The organism is Allokutzneria sp. NRRL B-24872, from assembly GCF_002155965.1.
GTDB lineage: Bacteria > Actinomycetota > Actinomycetes > Mycobacteriales > Pseudonocardiaceae > Allokutzneria.
Window position 1 is genome coordinate 13,079 of sequence record NZ_MUMH01000120.1, and the last position, 19,105, is coordinate 32,183.

Consider the following 19,105-nt stretch of genomic DNA (forward strand, 5'->3'; position numbering starts at 1 on the left):
ATCTGCGAAACAGGACCTACGGTCGAGCCCATGGACGAGATCGGGCACACGCACGCGGACGTGTCCGGGGGCTGGCTGAGGCCCGCGGTGTTCGGCGCGATGGACGGGCTGGTGACCAACATCGCGCTGGTCGCCGGGATGGGCGGGGGCGGGGCGAGCAGCACGGTGATCGTGCTCTCAGGAACGGCGGGCCTGGTGGCGGGCGCGTTCTCGATGGCGCTGGGCGAGTACGCATCGGTGGAAACGCAGAACAACGCGATCAGCGCCGAGGTGGCGACGGAGCGCCGCGAACTGCGCGCGAACCCGCGCGCAGAGCAGGCGGAGCTGGTCGACATGTACGTGGAAATGGGCCTCAGCCGCGAGACGGCGGAGAAGGCTGCGGCGGAGGTGCACGCGAACCCCGAACTCGCGGTGCGCGTGCACATCACCCAGGAACTCGGCGTCGACCCGCAGGAGCAGCCGTCGCCTGTGGTTGCCGGGGTCTCCTCGTTCCTGTGCTTCGCGGTCGGAGCCCTGTTCCCGCTGGTCCCGTTCCTGCTCGGGTCGGAGTCGCTGCTGCTCGGCCTCCTCGTCGGAGCCGTGGGCTTGTTCGCGGCGGGAGCGATGGTGTCCCGCTTCACCACGCGGTCCTGGTGGTACAACGGCCTGCGCCAGCTGCTGTTCGGCGCGATCGCGGCCGGAGCCACCTACGTGGTCGGCATGCTGATCGGAGTCGGAGTCAGCTAGGGCTGGGGCTGCTGCGGCTTGCCCGCGACGCGCTCGCCGGTCGGCAGCTCGGGCCCCTCGTCGATGCAGGCGCTCTCCGCGGCGACATCGGAGGCGGTGTGCTCGCCCGGCCCCTTGGGCAGCGTCTCGGGGGCCATCAGCCACGGCACAAGCGCGAGCAGCATCGTGAAGCCGGTGACCGCGAAAGCCGTCTCGAAGGACAGGTTCTCCGCCATCACACCGGCGAGCAGCGGGCCGAGGATCGTGCCCACGTCGGCCGCCATCTGGAAGCCCGCGAGCACCGGGCCGCCGCGCTTCTCGTTGCCGACGACGTCAGCGACCGCGGCGCCCTGAGCGGGGGTGAGCAGACCGGCGCCGAAACCCGCGACGACCGACGCGGCCAGGAACGCCGGGATCGAGTCGGTGAAGCCGAGCCAGATCATCGACGCGCCCGCGAGCACGAGCCCGGCGACGGCGAGCGGTTTGCGGCCCTTGGTGTCGGCGAGCTTGCCGGAGAAGAGCAGGACCAGCGCGTTGCCCCCGGCGAAGACCGACAGCGAGATGCCCGCCCATGCCTCGTTCTCGCGCAACGCCTGCGTGACGAACAGCGGGATCAGCGCCATGCGGACGCCGTAGACGGTCCAGCCGGTCGCGAAGTTCGAGGCGAGCGAAGCGCGGTAGGCGCCGTGGCCAAAAGCCTCGCGCACGGTGAACAGCGGCCGCGAGTCGTCGCGGTCAGCCGAGGCCAGCGACGAGTTGCGCAGGAAGAACCAGGCGACGAAGGCCGCGATCATCAACGCGACCGCGTAGGTGAGGAACGGCAGCTTCATCGAGATGCCGACGAGACCGCCGCCCACGATCGGCCCGGCGATGTTGCCGAGCAGGAAGCCCGTCGCCCACACGCCCGAGGCCCGGCCGCGCAGGTGCGGCGGGCTGAGCCGGATCAGCAGGGCGACGGCGGAGACGGTGAACATCGTGGAGCCGGTGCCGCCGAGCGCGCGCAGCACCAGCAGCTGCCAGTAGTCGCCCGCGAAGGCGCACGCGCCGGTGGAGACGGCCACGATGAGCAGTCCCCACACGTAGATCGGGCGCTCACCGAACCTGGCGACGAGCTTGCCGCTTGCCGGGGCGAACGCCAGCCGGGTGAAGGCGAAGGCGCTGATCACGATCGAGGAGGCGGTAACGCCGACGTCGAAGCTGGCCGCGAAGCCGGGCAGGGCGGGCGCGACGATGCCGAACCCGATCGCGATCACGAAGCTCGCCGCGACCAGCACCCACACCTCGTTGGGGAGGCGGTCGGGGAGTTTCTCCGTCGTCGGTGCGGGATCGGCGGACGTGCTCACCCTTGCGCCTCCTACTGCTCTCGTTAGCAGAGCTAAGGTTAGGCTATCCGGCAAGCGTTTTGAGACTCGATCGGTATTCGCCCGTCACAAGTTCGTGTGACGTTTCCCAACTCGCAGCAGCGGCTCCCCGCCCTTCGCCACGACCGGGCGACCACGCCAGGTGGTCGACTTGCCCAGGGCCACCCGCACGGCGTCGCCGAGCAGCGCGGCGAACGCGACTCCGGCCAGCGGGCCGACCACGCCGGTGGCGGCGGGCTGGTTGAGCGTGCGCGCCACGGCACCGTGGCTGACCGCCTGAGCGCTCCACGCGACCGCGCCGAGGGCGATCAGGCGCTTGTTCCGGCGGCGGAGCCCCTTCGTCAGCGCGAGCACGGGAACGAGGCTGAACAACGCCTGCGAGGCGGCTCCGGCACCGAGCACGCGCACGTCGCCGTTGTTGCCCGCGACGAAGCTCTTCCGCAGCGACCGCCACATCACGCCGAAGCCGTCGAAGCCGGAGTTGCCGAACAGGCCGTGGCTGTTCGCGCACAGCGTCTGCCCGCCCTGATCGCGCACCAGCGTCGCCATCGCGACGTCCTCACCACGCGAGCCCGCGACCGCGGGCCAACCGCCGACCCGCTCGTAGGCGTCGCGGCGGAACAGCATGCAGTGGCCGTAGGCGAGCGCGAGCAAGCCACGGCCGTCCGGACCCGCGGTCTCCAGGATCATGGCGACGGCCGGGGGCATGACCGTCCAGTGCTCCAGCCGCGTCCTGTCGGTCACGCCAGGCGTCGAGACCAGGTCGGCCTCGCGGGCGAGCGCGGTGGTGAGCAGTCGTCCGATCAGCTCCGGGTGAGCCGTGGTGTCGGCGTCGAAGAACACCAGCCAGTCGGTCGGCCCGGAGGCGTCCGGCCAGTCCGGCGCGGAGTCGACCGCGATCACGCCGACGTGCATGGCGTGGACCTTGCCCGCCCAGCCGTCCGGCGGGCCGTCGCTCTCGACCACGCGGACCCGGGGGTCCTCCTCGGCGTGCCGGTCGACGATGGCGGCGGTCTCGTCGGTGGAGCCGTCGTCGACCACCAGGATGCGCAGCGCCGTGTGCGTCTGGGCGCGCAGCGCGGTCAGGCACGCGTCGATCGTCGCTGCCTCGTCCCTCGCGGGAACGATCACCGAGACGGTGGGCTGCTCGCGCAGCGGCTCGGCGGCGATCGGCCGCTGTCGACGCAGGTTGACCAGGGTGTACGCGGTGCGCAGGACCGAGGCGGCGGCGACGAAGGTCGCCGCGCGGAGCAGCGGGCGGCCGGGCTCACGGGTGGTACGAGGCATGCTCGAAGTCTGCCTGGCAGGCTGCCCGTTTGTGGTCGCAATCGCAATGAATTGGCATGCGCTGCCCGATCTGCCGGTGCGCGCGGTCCTCGGCGAGGTCGTCGGGCTGCTGGCTGAGCACGGGGCAGCGGTGCTGGTCGCGCCGCCCGGTACCGGCAAGACCACGCTGGTCCCGCTGGCCCTGGCAGCGGAGAACACCCGGGTGGTCGTCGCCGAGCCCAGGCGGCTCGCGGCGAGGGCGGCCGCGGCGCGGATGGCGGCGCTGCTCGGAGAACGGGTCGGCGAGACCGTCGGCTACTCCGTGCGCGGCGACCGCAAGGTCTCCGCCGCGACGCGGATCGAGGTCGTCACCTCCGGCCTGCTGGTCAGGCGGTTGCAGGCGGACCCGGAGCTGGCCGGGGTGGGCACGGTGGTGCTCGACGAGATCCATGAGCGGCACTTGGACGCCGATTTGTTGCTGACCTTGCTCGTGGACGCCCGCGCCGGGCTGCGCGAAGACCTTCGCCTGCTCGCGACCTCGGCGACCGTCGCGGCCGAGGAGGTCTCCGCGCTGCTCGGCGCCGCTCCCGTGCTGCGCGTGCCCTCGGTGACCTTCCCCGTGGAGACCCGCTACGTGGCGCCCGCCAACCGCGAGCGGATCGAGGGCACGGTCTCGCGCGCAGTCCACGCGGCGCTGGCGGACTGCGTCGGTGACGTCCTGGTGTTCCTGCCCGGAGCAGCGGAGATCCGGCGCGTCGCGAGCGCGCTCAGCGGCCTCTCCGACGTGGTGGTTCGCCCGCTGCACGGCCGTCTTCCCGCAGCGGAGCAAGACGAGGCACTGCGCCAAGGCGACCAGCGCCGGGTGATCCTGTCCACGGCCGTCGCGGAGTCGAGCCTCACGGTGCCCGGCGTCAGGGTGGTCGTCGACTCCGGCCTTTCGCGAGTGTCCAAAGTGGACCACAGGCGCGGAATGGCAGGCCTGGCAACGGTTCGCGTCTCCGCATCGGTCGCGGAGCAACGCGCGGGCCGAGCCGGACGAGAGGCCCCGGGCGTGGTCTACCGCTGCTGGCCGGAGCACGAGCACAGCACGCTGCCGCGCCAGCCGGAGCCGGAGATCCGCACGGCCGACCTCACCCGCCTGGCGCTGGAGCTGGCGAGCTGGGGCACTCCGGACGGCTCGGCGCTGTCGTGGTGGGACGCTCCCCCAGCAGGCGCGCTGAACGCCGGTCGCGAAGTGCTGCATGCCTTGGGAGCACTGGACGAACTCGGCGAGCTGACCGAGCGCGGTCGCGGCTTGGCGGACGTCGGGTTGCATCCCCGCCTCGCCCGCGCGCTCGTCGACGGCGCCGCCCTCGTCGGCCCCCGAGCAGCCGCCGAAGTCGTGGTGCTCCTCGATGACGACACGCTAGCGTCCGATGTGGACATCAAGACTTCTTTGCAGCGCTTGAGGTCTGGCACACCCGCGACGCAACGGTGGCGGCGTGAGACCGACCGCCTGCGCGCACAGGTCACCGGCAAGGAGCGCGCTCCCGATCCGGCGCTCGTCGTTGCCCTCGCACATCCCGAACGCCTGGCTAAGCGTCGTCCCGGCGGCGGCCCGGTGTACTTGATGGCGAGCGGCACGGCCGTGGAACTCCCCCAGGGAAGCGCACTGAGCGACGCGGAGTGGCTGGCCGTCGCGGTCGCCGATCGCGAGCCGGGCAAGCGACACGGACGCATCCGCCTGGCCGCAGTGGCCGACGAAGCACTGGCGGTCGAGGCCGGGATAACCCTGCTGCCAGAGGCCGACGAGGTGAGCTGGCAGGACGGCGACGTCGTCGCGCGCCGAGTCCGCAAGCTCGGAGCCATTGTGCTGCACGAGAAACCACTGTCCAATCCGGACAGAACAGCGCTGCACGACGCGCTGTTGGAAGGGCTCCGCAAGGAGGGAACCGGCCTGCTCAAGTGGTCGGAGGACGCACAAAGACTCCGGCAGCGCATGGCATTCCTCAACGATACCCTCAAAGACGAGTGGCCGAAGGTGGACGAGGAGAGCCTGATGTCCACAGTGGACGATTGGCTCGATCTTTCGAAGGCGAGGCGCCGCGCGGACCTCGCGAAGATCGACGCCGGGAGCGCGCTGCGCCGGTTGCTGCCGTGGTCCCTCGCGGGCAAGCTCGACGAGTTCGCTCCGGAACGGATCGCGTTGCCCAACGGCACCAAGGCAAAGGTGGACTACTCGAACGCGGAGCCGGTGCTGCCGGTGAAGGTGCAGCACGCGTTCGGTTGGACGGACACGCCCAGGATCGCGGGCGGCAAGGTCACCGTGCTGCTGCACCTGCTCTCCCCCGCTGGGCGGCCCGCAGCGGTCACGCGAGACCTGGCATCGTTCTGGCACAACGGTTATCCGCAGGTGCGAGCCGAACTGCGGGGCCGTTACCCGAAGCACCGTTGGCCCGAGAACCCCCTCAGCGAAGGAAGGCCCTGACATGGCGAGCAAGTTCACTGAGCTGGCGATCGACTGCTCCGACCACCACGCCCTCGCCCGGTTCTGGTGCGCGGTGCTGGACTACGAGGTGCGCCACGAGGACGACGAGATCGTCACCATCGGTTCCCCCGCGGTGCCCGAAGGCAGGGATCGCCCCGGGCCGGTGCCGCCGACGCTGACGTTCGCGCGCGTTCCTGAGGGCAAGACCATCAAGAACCGCCTGCACATCGACGTGAACGCGACCGACCGGGAGCAGGCCGACGAGGTCCAGCGCCTGCTCGACCTGGGCGCGCGGCACGCCGACGTCGGCCAGACCGGCGAGGAGAGCTGGGTGACGCTCGCCGATCCCGAGGGCAACGAGTTCTGCGTTCTCTCAACCCGTTGCCCCTGAACGGGTTCAGCCCGCCATGGCCTTCATCAGCTCCTGCCGGAAAGGACGCAGCCCGCGCACCGAGTTCCACCCGAGCACGCCGGTCAGCTCCCCGGCGCGACGGTAGGTCGCGATGAACGAGCCTTCGGCGGGGGCGCCCTCGACGACCTCCAGCTCATCGCCGGGCAGCGGCCAGCCGAACATCTGGAGCTTGGTGTCGTACTGGTCGGACCAGAAGTACGGCAGCGGCCGGTATTCCTGTTGCGTGCCAAGGAGGTTCACCGCCACCGACATCGCCTGCTCGGTGGCGTTGGTGCGGTGCTCCAGGCGAATCCGGCCGAGCACGGGGTGCTCCCACGAAGCCACGTCGCCCACCGCGTACACCCCTGGCGCCGCCGAGCAGTGCGCGTCGCACAGCACACCTGACGCGTCAACGGGAATGCCGCTGCCGTCAAGCCACTCGGTGACCGCCGTGGAGCCGATGCCGACCAGCATCGCGTCGGCCTCGACCTCGGTGCCGTCGGTGAGCACCACACCGGTGACGCGCCCAGCCGCCGAGCGCACCGAGGCGACGCCGACGCCGAAGCGCAGGTGGACGCCGTTCTCGGCGTGCATGTTCGCGACCAGTTCGCCCAGTTCAGGCCCGAGCTGGCGGCTCATCGGCACCGGGAGCGGGTCGACCAGGGTCACGTCGAGGCCGAGCTTGCGCGCGGTCGCGGCGACCTCGCAGCCGATCAGCCCGGCGCCGACGACCACCAGCCGAGGCCCCGCGAGCAGCTCGACGCGCAGCGACAACGCGTCGTCGAGGGTCCGCAGCACGTGCACTCCGCCGAGCCCAGCGGTCCCCGGGAGCACCCTGGGCACCACTCCGGTGGCGATGACCAAGCCGTCGAAGTCGAGCCGGTCACCGCCGTCGAGCAGCACCTGATGCTCAGCCAAGCCCGTTGCCTGGGTGGCCAGCCGCAGATCGAGTCGCAGGTCGGCGAGCTTCTCGTCGGAGCGCAGCTGGACCCGATCCGGCTCCCACGCCCCCGCGAGGACCTGCTTGGACAGCGGCGGCCGGTCGTACGGGAGGTGCGCCTCCGCGCCGACCAGCACCAGCTCACCGGCGTAACCGCGCCTGCGCAGCGCTTCGGCGGTGCCGAGGCCCGCCGCCGAGGCGCCGACGACAACGATCCTGCGCACGGCCGTCACTGCTCCAGGACGGTGATCGCGGCGGCGGGGCAGCGCTCGGCGGCCTCCTCGACGGCGTCGCGCAGCTCGTCACCCGGCTTCTCCTCCAGCAGGACGACGATGCCGTCGCTCTCCCGCTGGTCGAAGACCTCCGGCGCGGAGAGCACGCACGATCCGGCACCGCAGCACTTGTCCTGGTCGATCTCGACTCGCATCACACACTCCTCGTCGTTCCTACCCGTTCCATCCTCTACCAAGCGACGGGCAGGCTGTGCACGCCATAAATCAACATGTCGTGCTTGTAGGGAATCTCCTCGCCTTCTTGGACCCGCAGCGCCGGGAAACGGCGGAACAGCGCGGCGAGGGCGATCTGGAGCTCAACCCTGGCCAGCTGCTGGCCGAGGCACTGGTGCGGGCCGAAGCCGAAGGACAGGTGCGAGACGCGCTTGCGGTCGGCGTCGAGCTCGTCGGGCTCGGAGTAGACGCCGGGGTCGCGGTTGCCCGCGGCCAGCGAGGCGACCACCCACTCGCCTTCGCGGATCACCTCACCGCCGACCTCGATGTCCTCGGTCGCCAGGCGGCGGACGCCGTGCTGGACGATGGTGAGCAGCCGCAACGCCTCTTCGACGTAGGCGTCGACCTTGCCGGGATCGGCGCGCAACGCCTCGATCTTCTCCGGCTGGCGCAGCAAGGCGACGGTGGTCAGCGCGATCATGTTCGCCGTGGTCTCGTGGCCGGCGACGAGCAGCAGCATGCCGATCGAGGCCAGCTCCAGGTCGCTGAACGGCTGCTCCATCTCGGCCGAACGCTCGATCAGCCTGGTCATCAGCGCCGCGTCGGGCTCGCGGCGCTTGAGGTGCACCAGGTCGAGCATGAAGTCGCGCAGCCCGTTCGCCGCGCGCATCCGGTCCTCCGGCGCCAGCTCCCTCGTCAGCAACAGCTTGCTGTCGTTCTGGAACCGGCCGTGGTCGGTGTAGGGCACGCCGAGCAGCTGGCAGATCACCAGCGAGGGGATCGGCAGCGCGAAGTGCTCGACCAGATCGGCGCCCTGGCCCGCCGCCGCCAGCTGGTCGAGCTGGTCCTCCACCAGCTGGCGGATTCCCGGTTCGAGCAGGCGGATCTGCCGGACGGTGAACTCGCCGGTCAGGGCGCGGCGGAAGCGGGTGTGCTCGGGCGGGTCGAGCCGGATGAACGGCTTGACGAAGTCCTCCTCCTCCCGCATGCCCTTGAGCTCCGGCGCGATGAAGTCGGAGGAGAAACGCGGGTCGCCGAGCACTGCGCGGACGTCGGCGTAGCGGGTGACCAGCCAGGTCTCCTGGCCGATCAGGTCGAGGACCTTGGTGACCGGCGCCTCGGCGAGCAGCTGCGCGTAGCCGGGCGGCGGCATCAACGGGTCGACGCGCTCGACGGGCATCGCCTGGTGGGAGACGGGACAGCTCACGATGGACCCCCTCTTCTCGTGGTGTTCTCCCAGGACACCAGTGCGGGCTGACGCGAACCCGCACGGAAGCTGACGTCTTGCTGACAACCCGTCAGGACCGCCTCGGCAGCGTCACCACGAACGTGGCGCCCGCGCCGGGAACGGACTCCACCCGAGCGGAGCCGCCGTGCCCTTCGGTGATCGCCTTGACGATGCTGAGCCCGAGCCCGGAGCCGCCCGGCCCGCGCGAGCGGTCTCCCCGGTAGAACCGCTCGAAGACCCGGCTCGCCAGCGCGGGGTCCAGCCCCGGTCCCTCGTCGGAGACCGAGAGCGCGACGGCGGTGTCGCCGACCGGCCGCACGCTGACGTGCACCGGCTCGCCGTCCGGCGTGTGCTGGATCGCGTTGCCCAGCAGGTTGCGCAGCACCTGCCGGAGCCGGTCCGCGTCGCCGGGCACGATTGCGTCCACTGTGGACAGATCGAGGGAGATCTCCCTCGCCGGAGCGATGATCCGCGTGTCCGCGACGGCCTCGGCGGCCAGCCGGGAGAGGTCGACCAGCTCGCGGTCGAGCGGCCTGCCCTGGTCCAGCCGGGCCAGCAGGAGCAGTTCCTCCACCAGTGCGTGCATCCGCAGCGACTCGTCGCTGATCCGCGACATCGCCAGCTCCAGCAGCGCCGGGTCGTCGATGTCCTGGAGGTACAGCTCCGCCCAGCCCCTGATCGTGGTCAACGGCGTGCGCAGCTCGTGCGAGGCGTCGGCGACGAAGGAGCGCAACCGCTGCTCGGAGTGCTCCCGGGCGTCGAACGCGCGGTTGATGGCGTCGGCCAGCTGCTCGACCTCGCGCCCGGCGTCCTTCAGCTCGACGCGCCTGGCGGTGTCCCCCGTGGCGATGGCGCTGGCCGTGCTCGCCATGACCCGCAACGGTTTCAGCCCGACGCGCAGCGCCACCAGGGAGAGCGCGCCGACCGCGATCACGGCGACGAGCGTGGCGACCGCGACGAACACCGCCAGCTTGGCGAGTGCGTCTTCGTTGCCCCGCAAGGACATCGCGATCACCACCGCCGACAGCTCGCGCGGATCTTCCTTGCCCCACAGGTGAACCGGCTCGGGCAGAGGTGTCACGAGCACCCGGTAGTCCGGACCGTGCTCCGCGATGGACGGCACCGTGACGAGCGCGGAACCGGAGAGCAGTTCCTTGGTCAGCGCTGGCGCGGGCTCGGGCGCCCCGGACGGGCCATCGGCTGGCGCGGAGTCCAGCACCACGCCGCCGCGTCCGATCAACGCGACGTAGTTCCCGCTGGGGCCCAACGACCTCAGCGTGCGCAACGACTCCGATGCGGGCGGAGGGTTGCGTGCGTCCAGTTCGCGGACGCGGTGGTCGAGCGTGGTCAGCGCGGTGTCCACCCGCGACTGGAGGTAGGCGCGCATGCTGAGCAGCGCCGCGATGTCCACGGCCACGATGCTCAGCGTGGTCAGCACCAGGATCGTGCCCAGCAGGCGCCCTCGGAGGGAGCCGATCCGGTGGCAGTGGCGCTTCACGCGCGCGGCGGGCGAAGGCTGTAGCCGAAGCCGCGCACCGTGTGCAGCAACCGCTCCCGCCCCACCGTGTCGATCTTGTGGCGGAGCCGGGAGATGAACTTCTCCACCACCGACCCGTCCCCGCCGAAGTCGTAGCGCCACACGTGGTCCAGGATCTGCGCCTTCGACAGCACCCGCCCGGCGTTGACCAGCAGGTAGCGCAGCAGCTTGAACTCCGTCGGCGACAGCTCGACGTACTCGCCCGCGCGCCGCACCTCGCACGTGCTCTCGTCGAGCACCAGGTCCGCACAGCGGAACACGTGCTCCTCGGCCACGCCTTCGCCACCCCGCCTGCGCAGCACGGCCTGCACGCGGGCCAGCACCTCGGCGACGCTGAACGGCTTGGTGACGTAGTCGTCGCCGCCCATCCCCAGTCCGCGCACCTTGTCCTCCGTGGAGTCGCGCGCGGTCAGGAACAGCACCGACACCCCGGGACTGCGGCGCCGCAACCGGCAGCAAAGCTCGAAGCCGTCGCCGTCCGGCAGCATCACGTCGAGGATCACCAGTTCGAGGCGTTCCCGCTCGATGAGCCGCAGCGCCTCCTGCCCGCTGCGCGCGGTCAGCACCTCGTGCCCGGCCAGCCCCAGCGTCGTCGCCAGCAGCTCCACGATGTGCGGTTCGTCGTCCACCACCAGAACGCGGGCGCGCACCACCGCGGGCGCGTCCGGCTCCGCCACCCGCATGTCCCCTCCAGCACCGACCACCCCGCCATTACACTGCATTCACTGCATGCTTGCAACGAGTGCACTTTCGCAGTGAATGCAGTAACATGCCCGCCGTGACGACGGAGCCGGGTCTGCGGGAGCGGAAGAAGCAGCGCACCAGGACCGCACTGGTGAAGGCCGCGATCGCGCTGTTCTCGGAGCACGGCTACGAGCAGACGACCGTGGCCCAGATCGCCGCCGCCGCCGACGTTTCCACACGGACGTTCTTCGACCACTTCCCGACGAAGGAAGACGTCCTCTTCATGCACTCGGAAGTGCGCACCGAGCTCGTGATGACCACCATCGCGGAGTGCGACGGCAGCGAGCACCCGACCGACCTGCTGGTGCGCGTGCTCAACGAGAACCTGCTCTCCACGGTGTGGAACCAGGACATCGCGCTGGGCGCGGCGGCCCTGCGGCTCAAGTTGCTCAAGACGGTGCCCGTGCTCCAAGCACGCGCGTTGCAGCGCATGCTCGACGTGGAGCAGCAGTTGGCCGACGCGCTGTGCACGGCCTACCCGGACCGGCTCACGCCCTACGACGCCGCGGTCATGGTCGGCTCGGCGGTCGGCGGCATCCTCGGCGCGCTGCGGCTCACGGTGGCCGAGACCGACGACGCCGAGCAGGTGCGCGCCGCGCTGCTCCGAGCCGTCGAGGTGACCGCGCGGGGTCTGCGCCACTTCGACGAACCCGAGGTCGTGCCGCTTTCGTAAAGTGGCTTGCCTCTCGCCCCGAACGGTGGCCGTTGGCGCGAAACGCCTGGTAGACCTGGCGTCGTCGCCGATGGGAAGGGGCCGCCGTGCTCGCCAGGTTCACCGGAGTGGTTCTCGGCGCGGTGCTGGGCGCCAGCGCGCTCGCCGCCCCCGCCGTCGCTGATGCCGCCTCCCTCGATGTGGTCACCACCGAGCAGGCGAGCAAGAAGATCATGGTCTTCGACCCGGCGGTCGCGAGCTGGGGTGGCTCCGGCGCCACGAAGTGGTCGTGGTCGCCGACGTCAGCGAACGGCTTCTCCGCCACTGGGTGGTCCAACCCGTCGGACGCGCGCCTGCGCGCGAACACGCCGCACGGCGGCCAGGTCCTCGTGACGGCCGCATCCGGCGGCTTCCTCGGCGTGGCCTCGTTCCCCTCCGGTAAGCGCAAGTGGTCCGTCGCGGTCCCCGGCGCCGACAACCCGCACGCGGCCGAGGTGCTGCCCAACGGCAACGTGGCGGCCGCCGCGAGCCACGGCGGCTGGATTCGCCTCTACGCCGCTTCTCAGGGCGCGAGCGCCACCAAGCACGCGCAGTACAACCTGCCTGGCGGCCACGGCGTGCTGTGGGACCCGCAGGGCAACGTGCTGTGGGCGCTCGGCGACAACCACCTGGTGGCGTTGAAGGTCGGTGGCACCGCCGCGAGCCCGACGCTGACCGAGGCGCGCAAGGTCGCACTGCCGACGAAGGGCGGCCACGACCTCCAGCCGGTGTACGGCGACAAGGACCGCCTGTGGGTCACCACGGGCTCGAAGGCCTACCAGTTCAGCAAGTCCAGCGGCGCCTTCAAGACCGACTACGCGCACGCGGGGGCGGCGAACCGCTCAGGTGTGAAAGCGGTCGGCAACCACCCGCAGACGGGCCAGCTGATCGAGGCGAAGCCGAAGGCTGGCTGCCGCACCACGTGGTGCACGGACACCATCGACTTCTTCGGCGCCGACGCCAAGCGCACGCGCTCCGGCGCGGAGTTCTACAAGGCCCGCTTCTGGTACTCCGCATACCAGTGATCGACTGAACGTCAAGCGCCACAACGGGATCTGTGGACAACTCCGCCGCTGAGGAGTTGTCCACAGCACCAGGTCATGATCGATTTTGCCTTCCAGGATCTCGCCGCATCCTGGAGTCATGCCCATGACACCCATGCCGACCACACCGGCTGTTTTCCGAGGAACCGAAGCGGTCGCCGACGGCTTGGTGAACGCCAGCGACCTGCGCGGTCCCCGCTTCGTCCGGCTCTTCCGCAACGTCTACGCGACGCGGTGGGCGCCGAGGACGCACGAGCTGCGCTGCCGAGCGGTCGCTCTGTTCGCCCACCCGGCCTCGGTGATCACCGGCGCGTCGGCGGCGACCCTGCGCGGTGTCCCGCTCGCCGGTCCGGACGATCCCGTCGACCTGCTCGTCCCGTCGACCAACCGCCTGTGCCCCGTCGACGGCCTCACGGTCCGCGTCGCGCGTGTCGCCCAGGCCGATTCGACGCCCTGGCACGACATCCGCCTGGCGAGCCCGCAGCGGCTGCTCCACGACCTGCTCCGGACCCCGCCCCTGCCGCAGGCCGTCAGCGCGGCGGACGCGTGCCTGCGCGCGGGCTTGACCACGCTCGACGAGCTGCGCCGCTTCGTGTCCTCGCGCCACGACCACGGCTGCACCCGGGCCCGCCGAGCGCTCGACCTCATCGACCCGAGGGCGGCCTCACCGCGCGAGTCCGAGCTGAGGGTCCTGCTCAACCTGGAGGGCCTGCACCCGACGCCGCGCATGGTGGTCCGCGACGGCGAGCGCCCCGTCGCCACGGTCGCCCTCGGCTTCGAGCAGGAGCGGGTGGCCGTCGTGGTGATCGACGAGCCCGGTCCCGAGGACCGCCACCACCTCAACCTCCTGACCATGGCTGGCTGGCAGGTGGTTCTCGTGCTGCCCGACACCACCGCGGCCGACGCCCTCGCGAGGACCCACTACGCGGTCCGCCGCACCGATCACGTCGAGCACGTGACGTGGGGCCGGTTCGCCGGTCCCCCGACGCACACGCCCCGAACCCAGGACCCGATCAGCCCCTTGGCGCAACCGGTCCCGTCAGGACCCCGGACCGCGTCCCGCAGGTGGTCGAGCCGCACGCGCCGATGACCGTGCCACCCACCGGAGGCGGCCAGATCCGCGCCTCAGGCCGGAGTGGACCCGGCCAGGCGCGGGGCGACGACGCTGGGCGTGACGCCGAGTTCGGGCTCGTAGGTGACGAGGGTGCCCTTGCCGTGCCGCTTGGCGCTGTACATCGCGATGTCGGCCCGGCCGAGCAGGACGTCGGCGGTGAGGCCGCGCTCCTGCGGGTCGGCGTGCACCAGGCCGATGCTGGCGCGCACGAGGTGCTGCTCGCCGCTGATCACGAACGGCACGCGCAGCGCCTCCAGCAGCCGCTCGGCGATCTTGTCGGCGCGCTCGGCCTCGTCGAGCAGGATGCCGAACTCGTCGCCGCCGAGCCGCGCGACCGTGTCGGTGGAGCGCACGCAGGAGCGCAGCCGATCGGCGATGGCCCGCAACAGCGCGTCGCCGGCCGCGTGCCCGAGGCCGTCGTTGACGATCTTGAAGTCGTCGAGGTCGGCGAAGAGCAGCGTCACGGGGTGACCGCGCCGGGCGCCGAGGTGTATGGCGTGGTCGAGCCGGTCGCGGAAGAGCACGCGGTTGGCCAGCCCGGTCAGCGAGTCGTGGAAGGCCTGGTGCTCCAGCTGGCGCTGGCTCTGCCGGATGCGGTCCAGCAACCACATGTTCTCCACCAGGGTGACCAGCTGGCGCACCACCACCAGGGCGATGACCACCAGGCCGAGGTAGATCTCCAGCGGGCCGGGGGCGCTGCCGAAGGCCGTGCGGACCAGGATCAGCGAACCGGTCAGCACCAGCGGCAGGTACGGCATGAGCACGTGCACCCACTCCACGACCGGCAGCCTGCCGTCCGCGCGGCGGGGCGGCGCCGCGTACATGGCCACCGGGACGGCGCTGGCCGGGGCGAGCGCGGCGAGCCCGAAGAGCACCGGGGCGGTGATGTAGCCGAAGTTCGCCAGCGCCGGGATCTCCTTGACGCCCGCGCTGATCAGGTACGCGAAGACGCAGTCGGAGATGAACAGCGTGATCATGCCCAGGCCGATGAAGGCGAGCGGGAGCCGCCGCCCGACCAGCCGGATGGTCGCCAGCATGACGACGATGACCAGCAGCACGATGTCGATCAGCGGGTAGGCGATCGCGACGGCGAAGGCCAGCGGGGACGGCGAGCTGGCCCTGACCATGGACTCCATCACCGTGGTCCAGGTCAGGATGAACAGCGAGCCGACCACGATCAGGCCGTCCAGCACGAGCACGACCCTGGCCCTGGTGAGCCTGCGGTCCAGCGGCAGCACCACCGAGCCCGGCTGGCGATGATCGCTGAAGACGAGCAGGGCGACCAGCACGAACACCGTCATCGCCAGGAAGCCGAGGTCGGCGAGCGAGGGTTGTGGCGGCTGGGCGCGCAGCACGATGTGGTACCAGGTCCAGACGATCTGCCCGAGGGTCCAGATGCCCCAGCCGACGCCCATCAGCAGGCGCCACTTGCGGTCGCTGCCGTGCCTGCCGCGCGCGGACCAGAAGCAGCAGAAGGTGCCCGCCGTTCCGGCCGAGAGCTGGGCGAGGTTGTCCAGTGCGAGCACGGGGACGGGGGGCAGCAGCTTGAAGCCCGTCAGGACGACGACAACGAACGCCGAAGACATCGCCGTCGCGGCGACCATGGCGAATCGTTTCCTGTCCATAACCCCAGTCACAGTCGGTAAAGGACCGAACACGGACAACTCACTGTAGTAATCGCCAGGTCCGACTGTCGACCAATTCGAGGCGGAACCGACCATCACATCAAGGTTGTGGAATTAGATCGATCGGGGTGTGTCGCACCCCCATCACCGGCACCACGTGCAACATGCGGATTTACCCAGCGGACAGCCCCCCACCAGCACCTTCTGACAGGGGGCCGATTCTCACCGCCGGTAATTGCTTGATCCACGATCAAGGGGGTCACTCACTCGATTAGCGCGACATCCCCCGCATGTTGCATTGCGCATGGTCACTCGACGAGCGGTCGGTTTCCTGCGATCACGGGTGGGCAACGTCACTCGAGCGGATGGTACCCGCGAGTTCTCCCCGCCCCCCAGACCGGGGAGAACCCTTCACATCAGGCCATCCTGCGCAGTCGCGGCCACACCTCGGCCCAGCGGCCGGTGAAGCCCTCGCAGCTCCAGACCGGGCTCCCGTCGACGAGTCCCAGCTTGCTCGACACCACTCCGCGCTGGGTGCACGATGCAAAATGAGAACGCAATGGACCGGGGTCGCCGCCGGAATAGACGACGTTCTTCACGTTCTCGCCCGGGGTGCCGAAGTAGTGGAAACCCCGGTGCGGGCTGTACGAGGCGGGCAATCCGCGTTCCGGGCCGTAGTAGGCGAGGGCGCTCGCCCACCAGTAGGAGTTGCTGACGATCGCGGTGTCCCGCTGCTTCTCCGCCGGAAGATCGCGATAGACCTTCGCGACCGCGTCGCTCAGCTCGGTCCACCCGAACTGCCCGGCCTCGGTGAAGTTCTGCCACTTGACGCCGATGTTCGGGTAGTCCAGCTCCGATTCCGCCTTCAGCGGCAGCATCTGCACGGCCATCAGCGCCGACAGCGCGAACGCGGGCCAGGCCACCCAGGGCAGCCACTTGCCGGTGCGACGGCGCTGGAACTCGACCGCGGCCACCGCGAACAGCACCGGGTACAGGCCGCTCGCGTAGTAGATGCGCCCGCCGGTCAGCCCGAACACCGCGACCACACCGATGACGGTCAGTCCGAGGAAGCGGTACTCGCGCAGCTCGGGCGAGCGGAACAGCCGCCACAGTCCGTAGAAGAAGAACGCGGTGCCCACGCCGATCCCGGCGACCAGGACGGTGCCCGGCAGGTACATCCACGCCCCGCCGAACAGCTCCGTCTCCCCCGCGACGACCTTGCTCATCTCCAACTGCGGCCAGCCGTTGGCCGCCTGCCACAGCAGCGTCGGCACCGTGATCAGCACCGCGAGCAGCGCGCCGACCCAGAGCTTCGGGCGCCGCAGCAGCTCGCGCGGGCCCATCACCAGGACGCTGACGCCGAGCACCACCCAGAGCACGGGGATGAGGAACTTCGTCTGCATCGCCGCGGCCGTGGCGAGACCGGCCCACACCAGCAGGTTGTCGTCGCGCCTGCGCACCCAGCGGACGACCAGCAGCAGCACGACGGCCCACAGCACCGGGTCCACAGTGGACGTCGCGAGCATCCTGCCGAGCGCGAGGCCGGAGAACGCGTAGGCCCCCGCGGTGGCCACCTGCGCGCCACGACCGCCACCGAACTCCCGTGCGAGCAGCGCCGCGATGATCGCCCCCGATGTGGTGATCAGCGTCGCGGGCAGCCGCAGCCCCACCACGGAGCCCGGGAACAGGTTGTCCATCAGCAGCGCCAGCAACGGCAGCATCGGCGGCTGGTCCGCGTAGCCCCAGTCCAGTTCCCGCCCCGCCGCGATGAAGTACAGCTCGTCGCCGAAGAACCCGTAGCGACCGCTGAACAGCAGCATCACCAACCCGAACGCGGCCGTGACCGCGAGCACCGGTCCCCAAGCGACCGAGGGGACGCCGGCTCCCTCCCGCGCCGGCACCCCCTCGGTCGCGTTCCCCCCTCGCACTGAAGTCCTCGTCATGTCGTTTCCCCTTCGAACGGCGTCGCACAATTCGACCGTTCGCTAAGCCGCGCCAACAGCGTGCAAGGTGTGCACCCGGCTCGACCAAAGTCCCGGCCGGTGGGGGTGGGGGCTACTTTCGTAGGTTCCTGGTGCCACCGAAGGGATCGGCGCCGCTCAGGGCGCGCCGCGCGCCAGTAACGTCGCTGGTGTGAAACGTCCACTGTGGTCGAACTGGCGCGAGTTCGCCTTCGACGTCGCGCCCTTGGCCGCCGTGGTGAGCGTGACGACCTCCGTCATCGTCATCGCGGAGATCCCGCTCAGGTACGTGCTCTGGTACACCGTCGCGCTGGACCTGATCGTCTGCACGGCACTGCTGTTCTGGCGGCGCACCGCACCGGAGCTCGTCCTCGCGGTGACCACGGGCGCCGCGCTGCTCACCCTCGGCGGAGAACTGCTCTCGCCGGGGATGATGATCTCGCCGTACGACCCCGCGCGGCCGTGGTTGGCGCTCGGCACGCCCTTCGCGATCTACTCCGCGATGAAGTACTCCGACCGCAAGTGGCTGTCGTGGTCGATGACCGTGGTGCTGCTCGTGATCGCGTGGCGGCCGTGGCAGTCCATCCCGATGATGTCGCCGTTCTTCGACGTGCGCCCGTCCGCGGTGTTGTACACGATCCTGCCCGCGGTGCTCGGCCTCTACAACGGCGCGCGACGCCGCCTGATCCAGGCGCTGACGGAGCGGGCCGAGCGCGCGGAGCGGGAGCAGGACCTGCTCGCCGAACAGGCCCGCGCCGACGAGCGGGTCAAGCTCGCGACCGAGATGCACGACGTGGTCACCCACCGGCTCAGCCTGATGGTGCTCCAGGCGGGCGCGCTGCGGATCACCGCCGAGGACGAGGCCACCCGCACCTCCGCCGAGGAACTGCGCGCGGCCGGCTGCCAGGCGTTGGAGGAGCTGCGGGACCTCGTCGGCGTGCTGCGCTCGGGGCCGAGGACCGACGAGGTGATCCCGGAGGACGGCTCCAGCACGACGACGCTTGACCTCACCGAGCTGATCGAGGAGTCCAGGTCGGTCGGCGTCGAGATCGAGCTGATCGAGGACGGCAACCCGCTGCTGGCTTCCCCCGTGGTCGGCCGGACCGCCTACCGGGTGGTGCAGGAGGCGCTGACCAACGCGCGCAAGCACGCGCCGGGGGCGTGGGTGCGGGTGTACGTGCGCTACAGCGGCGACCGGCTGCGGCTGATCATCCGCAGTTCGGCGCCCAAGGCCCCGCTCGACCCGAGCCTGAGCGGCAGCGGTTCCGGCTCAGGGCTGCTCGGCCTGCGGCAGCGGGTGGAGCTGGTGCACGGCCGGCTCCGCGCGGGTCCGACGGACAGTGGTGGTTTCGAGGTCGATGCGATACTTCCCGCCTACGTCCCGACGGTCGAGGGCCCACACGATGAACCGTGACGTGATCAAAGTTCTGGTCGTCGACGACGAGCCGATGGTCTGCGCGCACCTGCGCACCATCCTCGGTTCCGCCGAGGACATCGACGTCGTCGACCAGGCCCACGACGGCGCCGCCGCGGTCGAGGCCGTCGTGCGGCACCGCCCCGACGTCGTGCTGATGGACCTGCGCATG

Annotated in this window: 17 protein-coding genes; 8 read left to right on the plus strand and 9 right to left on the minus strand. The window is 70.6% G+C overall.

What is annotated here, in order from left to right:
- Positions 1–30 precede the first annotated feature (30 nt).
- Entirely contained in the window at positions 31–726 is a 696-nt protein-coding gene (locus CCN37_RS27935; RefSeq protein ID WP_086826445.1) for a VIT1/CCC1 transporter family protein, read from the plus strand.
- Here CCN37_RS27935 and CCN37_RS27940 read toward each other — a convergent pair.
- Together CCN37_RS27940 and CCN37_RS27945 are read right to left on the minus strand one after the other, a co-directional pair.
- Positions 723–2,048 (minus strand): MFS transporter, encoded by a 1,326-nt coding sequence (locus CCN37_RS27940; protein ID WP_086826447.1) that lies wholly within the window; start codon positions 2,046–2,048, stop codon positions 723–725. The two genes, CCN37_RS27935 and CCN37_RS27940, sit on opposite strands and share 4 nt — an antisense overlap.
- An 84-nt stretch (positions 2,049–2,132) precedes the next feature.
- Positions 2,133–3,353, minus strand: coding sequence for a glycosyltransferase family 2 protein (locus CCN37_RS27945; protein WP_086826449.1), 1,221 nt, complete (start codon positions 3,351–3,353; stop codon positions 2,133–2,135).
- A gap of 46 nt (positions 3,354–3,399) precedes the next feature.
- Between CCN37_RS27945 and hrpB the strand changes: the two genes are divergently transcribed.
- A complete protein-coding gene (gene hrpB, locus CCN37_RS27950) occupies positions 3,400–5,799 on the plus strand; it encodes an ATP-dependent helicase HrpB (RefSeq protein ID WP_086826452.1) in 2,400 nt (799 codons plus the stop codon).
- A gap of 1 nt (position 5,800) precedes the next feature.
- Positions 5,801–6,190, plus strand: coding sequence for a VOC family protein (locus tag CCN37_RS27955; RefSeq protein WP_086826454.1), 390 nt, complete (start codon positions 5,801–5,803; stop codon positions 6,188–6,190).
- 6 nt (positions 6,191–6,196) lie between these two features.
- On the opposite strand, the gene CCN37_RS27960 is transcribed toward CCN37_RS27955, so the two are convergent.
- The 5 genes from CCN37_RS27960 to CCN37_RS27980 all read right to left on the minus strand — a co-directional run bounded on the left by CCN37_RS27960 (position 6,197) and on the right by CCN37_RS27980 (position 11,024).
- Positions 6,197–7,354, minus strand: coding sequence for an NAD(P)/FAD-dependent oxidoreductase (locus CCN37_RS27960; protein ID WP_086826480.1), 1,158 nt, complete (start codon positions 7,352–7,354; stop codon positions 6,197–6,199).
- Positions 7,355–7,359: 5 nt separating this feature from the next.
- Positions 7,360–7,557 carry a ferredoxin gene (locus CCN37_RS27965; protein WP_086826456.1) on the minus strand — a complete coding sequence of 66 codons (198 nt, stop codon included), beginning with the start codon at positions 7,555–7,557 and terminating at the stop codon, positions 7,360–7,362.
- Positions 7,558–7,592: 35 nt separating this feature from the next.
- Entirely contained in the window at positions 7,593–8,783 is a 1,191-nt protein-coding gene (locus CCN37_RS27970; protein ID WP_210408235.1) for a cytochrome P450, read from the minus strand.
- Between the two features lie 91 nt (positions 8,784–8,874).
- Complete coding sequence (locus CCN37_RS27975; RefSeq protein ID WP_143261842.1) at positions 8,875–10,302, minus strand: cell wall metabolism sensor histidine kinase WalK; 1,428 nt, start codon at positions 10,300–10,302, stop codon at positions 8,875–8,877.
- Positions 10,299–11,024: a response regulator transcription factor gene (locus CCN37_RS27980; protein WP_086826463.1), complete on the minus strand. Its 726-nt coding sequence runs from the start codon at positions 11,022–11,024 to the stop codon at positions 10,299–10,301. The genes CCN37_RS27975 and CCN37_RS27980 overlap by 4 nt, the downstream gene beginning before the upstream one ends.
- 95 nt (positions 11,025–11,119) lie before the next feature.
- On the opposite strand from CCN37_RS27980, the gene CCN37_RS41105 reads away from it, so the two are divergent.
- From CCN37_RS41105 to CCN37_RS27995, 3 genes are all read left to right on the plus strand, one after another.
- The gene (locus CCN37_RS41105; RefSeq protein WP_210408236.1) at positions 11,120–11,758 is read left to right on the plus strand and encodes a TetR/AcrR family transcriptional regulator; all 639 of its coding nucleotides are present in this window, start codon (positions 11,120–11,122) and stop codon (positions 11,756–11,758) included.
- An 86-nt stretch (positions 11,759–11,844) separates the two neighbouring features.
- Positions 11,845–12,801 (plus strand): DUF6528 family protein, encoded by a 957-nt coding sequence (locus CCN37_RS27990; RefSeq protein ID WP_086826467.1) that lies wholly within the window; start codon positions 11,845–11,847, stop codon positions 12,799–12,801.
- Between the two features lie 118 nt (positions 12,802–12,919).
- On the plus strand, positions 12,920–13,909 hold the full coding sequence (locus CCN37_RS27995; RefSeq protein WP_143261843.1) for a hypothetical protein: 990 nt from the start codon (positions 12,920–12,922) through the stop codon (positions 13,907–13,909).
- A 35-nt stretch (positions 13,910–13,944) separates the two neighbouring features.
- Here the strand turns inward: CCN37_RS27995 and CCN37_RS28000 are convergent, their stop codons facing one another.
- Positions 13,945–15,558 carry a GGDEF domain-containing protein gene (locus tag CCN37_RS28000; protein WP_168200893.1) on the minus strand — a complete coding sequence of 538 codons (1,614 nt, stop codon included), beginning with the start codon at positions 15,556–15,558 and terminating at the stop codon, positions 13,945–13,947.
- A 416-nt stretch (positions 15,559–15,974) separates the two neighbouring features.
- On the minus strand, positions 15,975–17,411 hold the full coding sequence (locus tag CCN37_RS28005; RefSeq protein ID WP_246843356.1) for a glycosyltransferase family 39 protein: 1,437 nt from the start codon (positions 17,409–17,411) through the stop codon (positions 15,975–15,977).
- Positions 17,412–17,691: 280 nt separating this feature from the next.
- Between CCN37_RS28005 and CCN37_RS28010 the strand changes: the two genes are divergently transcribed.
- Positions 17,692–18,933: a sensor histidine kinase gene (locus CCN37_RS28010; RefSeq protein WP_086826475.1), complete on the plus strand. Its 1,242-nt coding sequence runs from the start codon at positions 17,692–17,694 to the stop codon at positions 18,931–18,933.
- A 1-nt stretch (position 18,934) separates the two neighbouring features.
- The coding region (locus CCN37_RS28015) for a response regulator transcription factor (protein ID WP_143261844.1) at positions 18,935–19,105 on the plus strand (171 nt) is incomplete at its 3' end.

Bases quoted from the DNA above. Each gene is read 5' to 3' on its own strand.
- CCN37_RS27935 (WP_086826445.1), top strand. From the start codon at position 31: ATGGACGAGATCGGGCACACGCACGCGGACGTGTCCGGGGGCTGGCTG.
- CCN37_RS27945 (WP_086826449.1), bottom strand. From the start codon at position 3,353: ATGCCTCGTACCACCCGTGAGCCCGGCCGCCCGCTGCTCCGCGCGGCG.
- hrpB (WP_086826452.1), top strand. From the start codon at position 3,400: ATGAATTGGCATGCGCTGCCCGATCTGCCGGTGCGCGCGGTCCTCGGC.
- CCN37_RS27955 (WP_086826454.1), top strand. From the start codon at position 5,801: ATGGCGAGCAAGTTCACTGAGCTGGCGATCGACTGCTCCGACCACCAC.
- CCN37_RS27965 (WP_086826456.1), bottom strand. From the start codon at position 7,557: ATGCGAGTCGAGATCGACCAGGACAAGTGCTGCGGTGCCGGATCGTGC.
- CCN37_RS27980 (WP_086826463.1), bottom strand. From the start codon at position 11,024: ATGCGGGTGGCGGAGCCGGACGCGCCCGCGGTGGTGCGCGCCCGCGTT.
- CCN37_RS27995 (WP_143261843.1), top strand. From the start codon at position 12,920: ATGCCCATGACACCCATGCCGACCACACCGGCTGTTTTCCGAGGAACC.
- CCN37_RS28000 (WP_168200893.1), bottom strand. From the start codon at position 15,558: ATGGACAGGAAACGATTCGCCATGGTCGCCGCGACGGCGATGTCTTCG.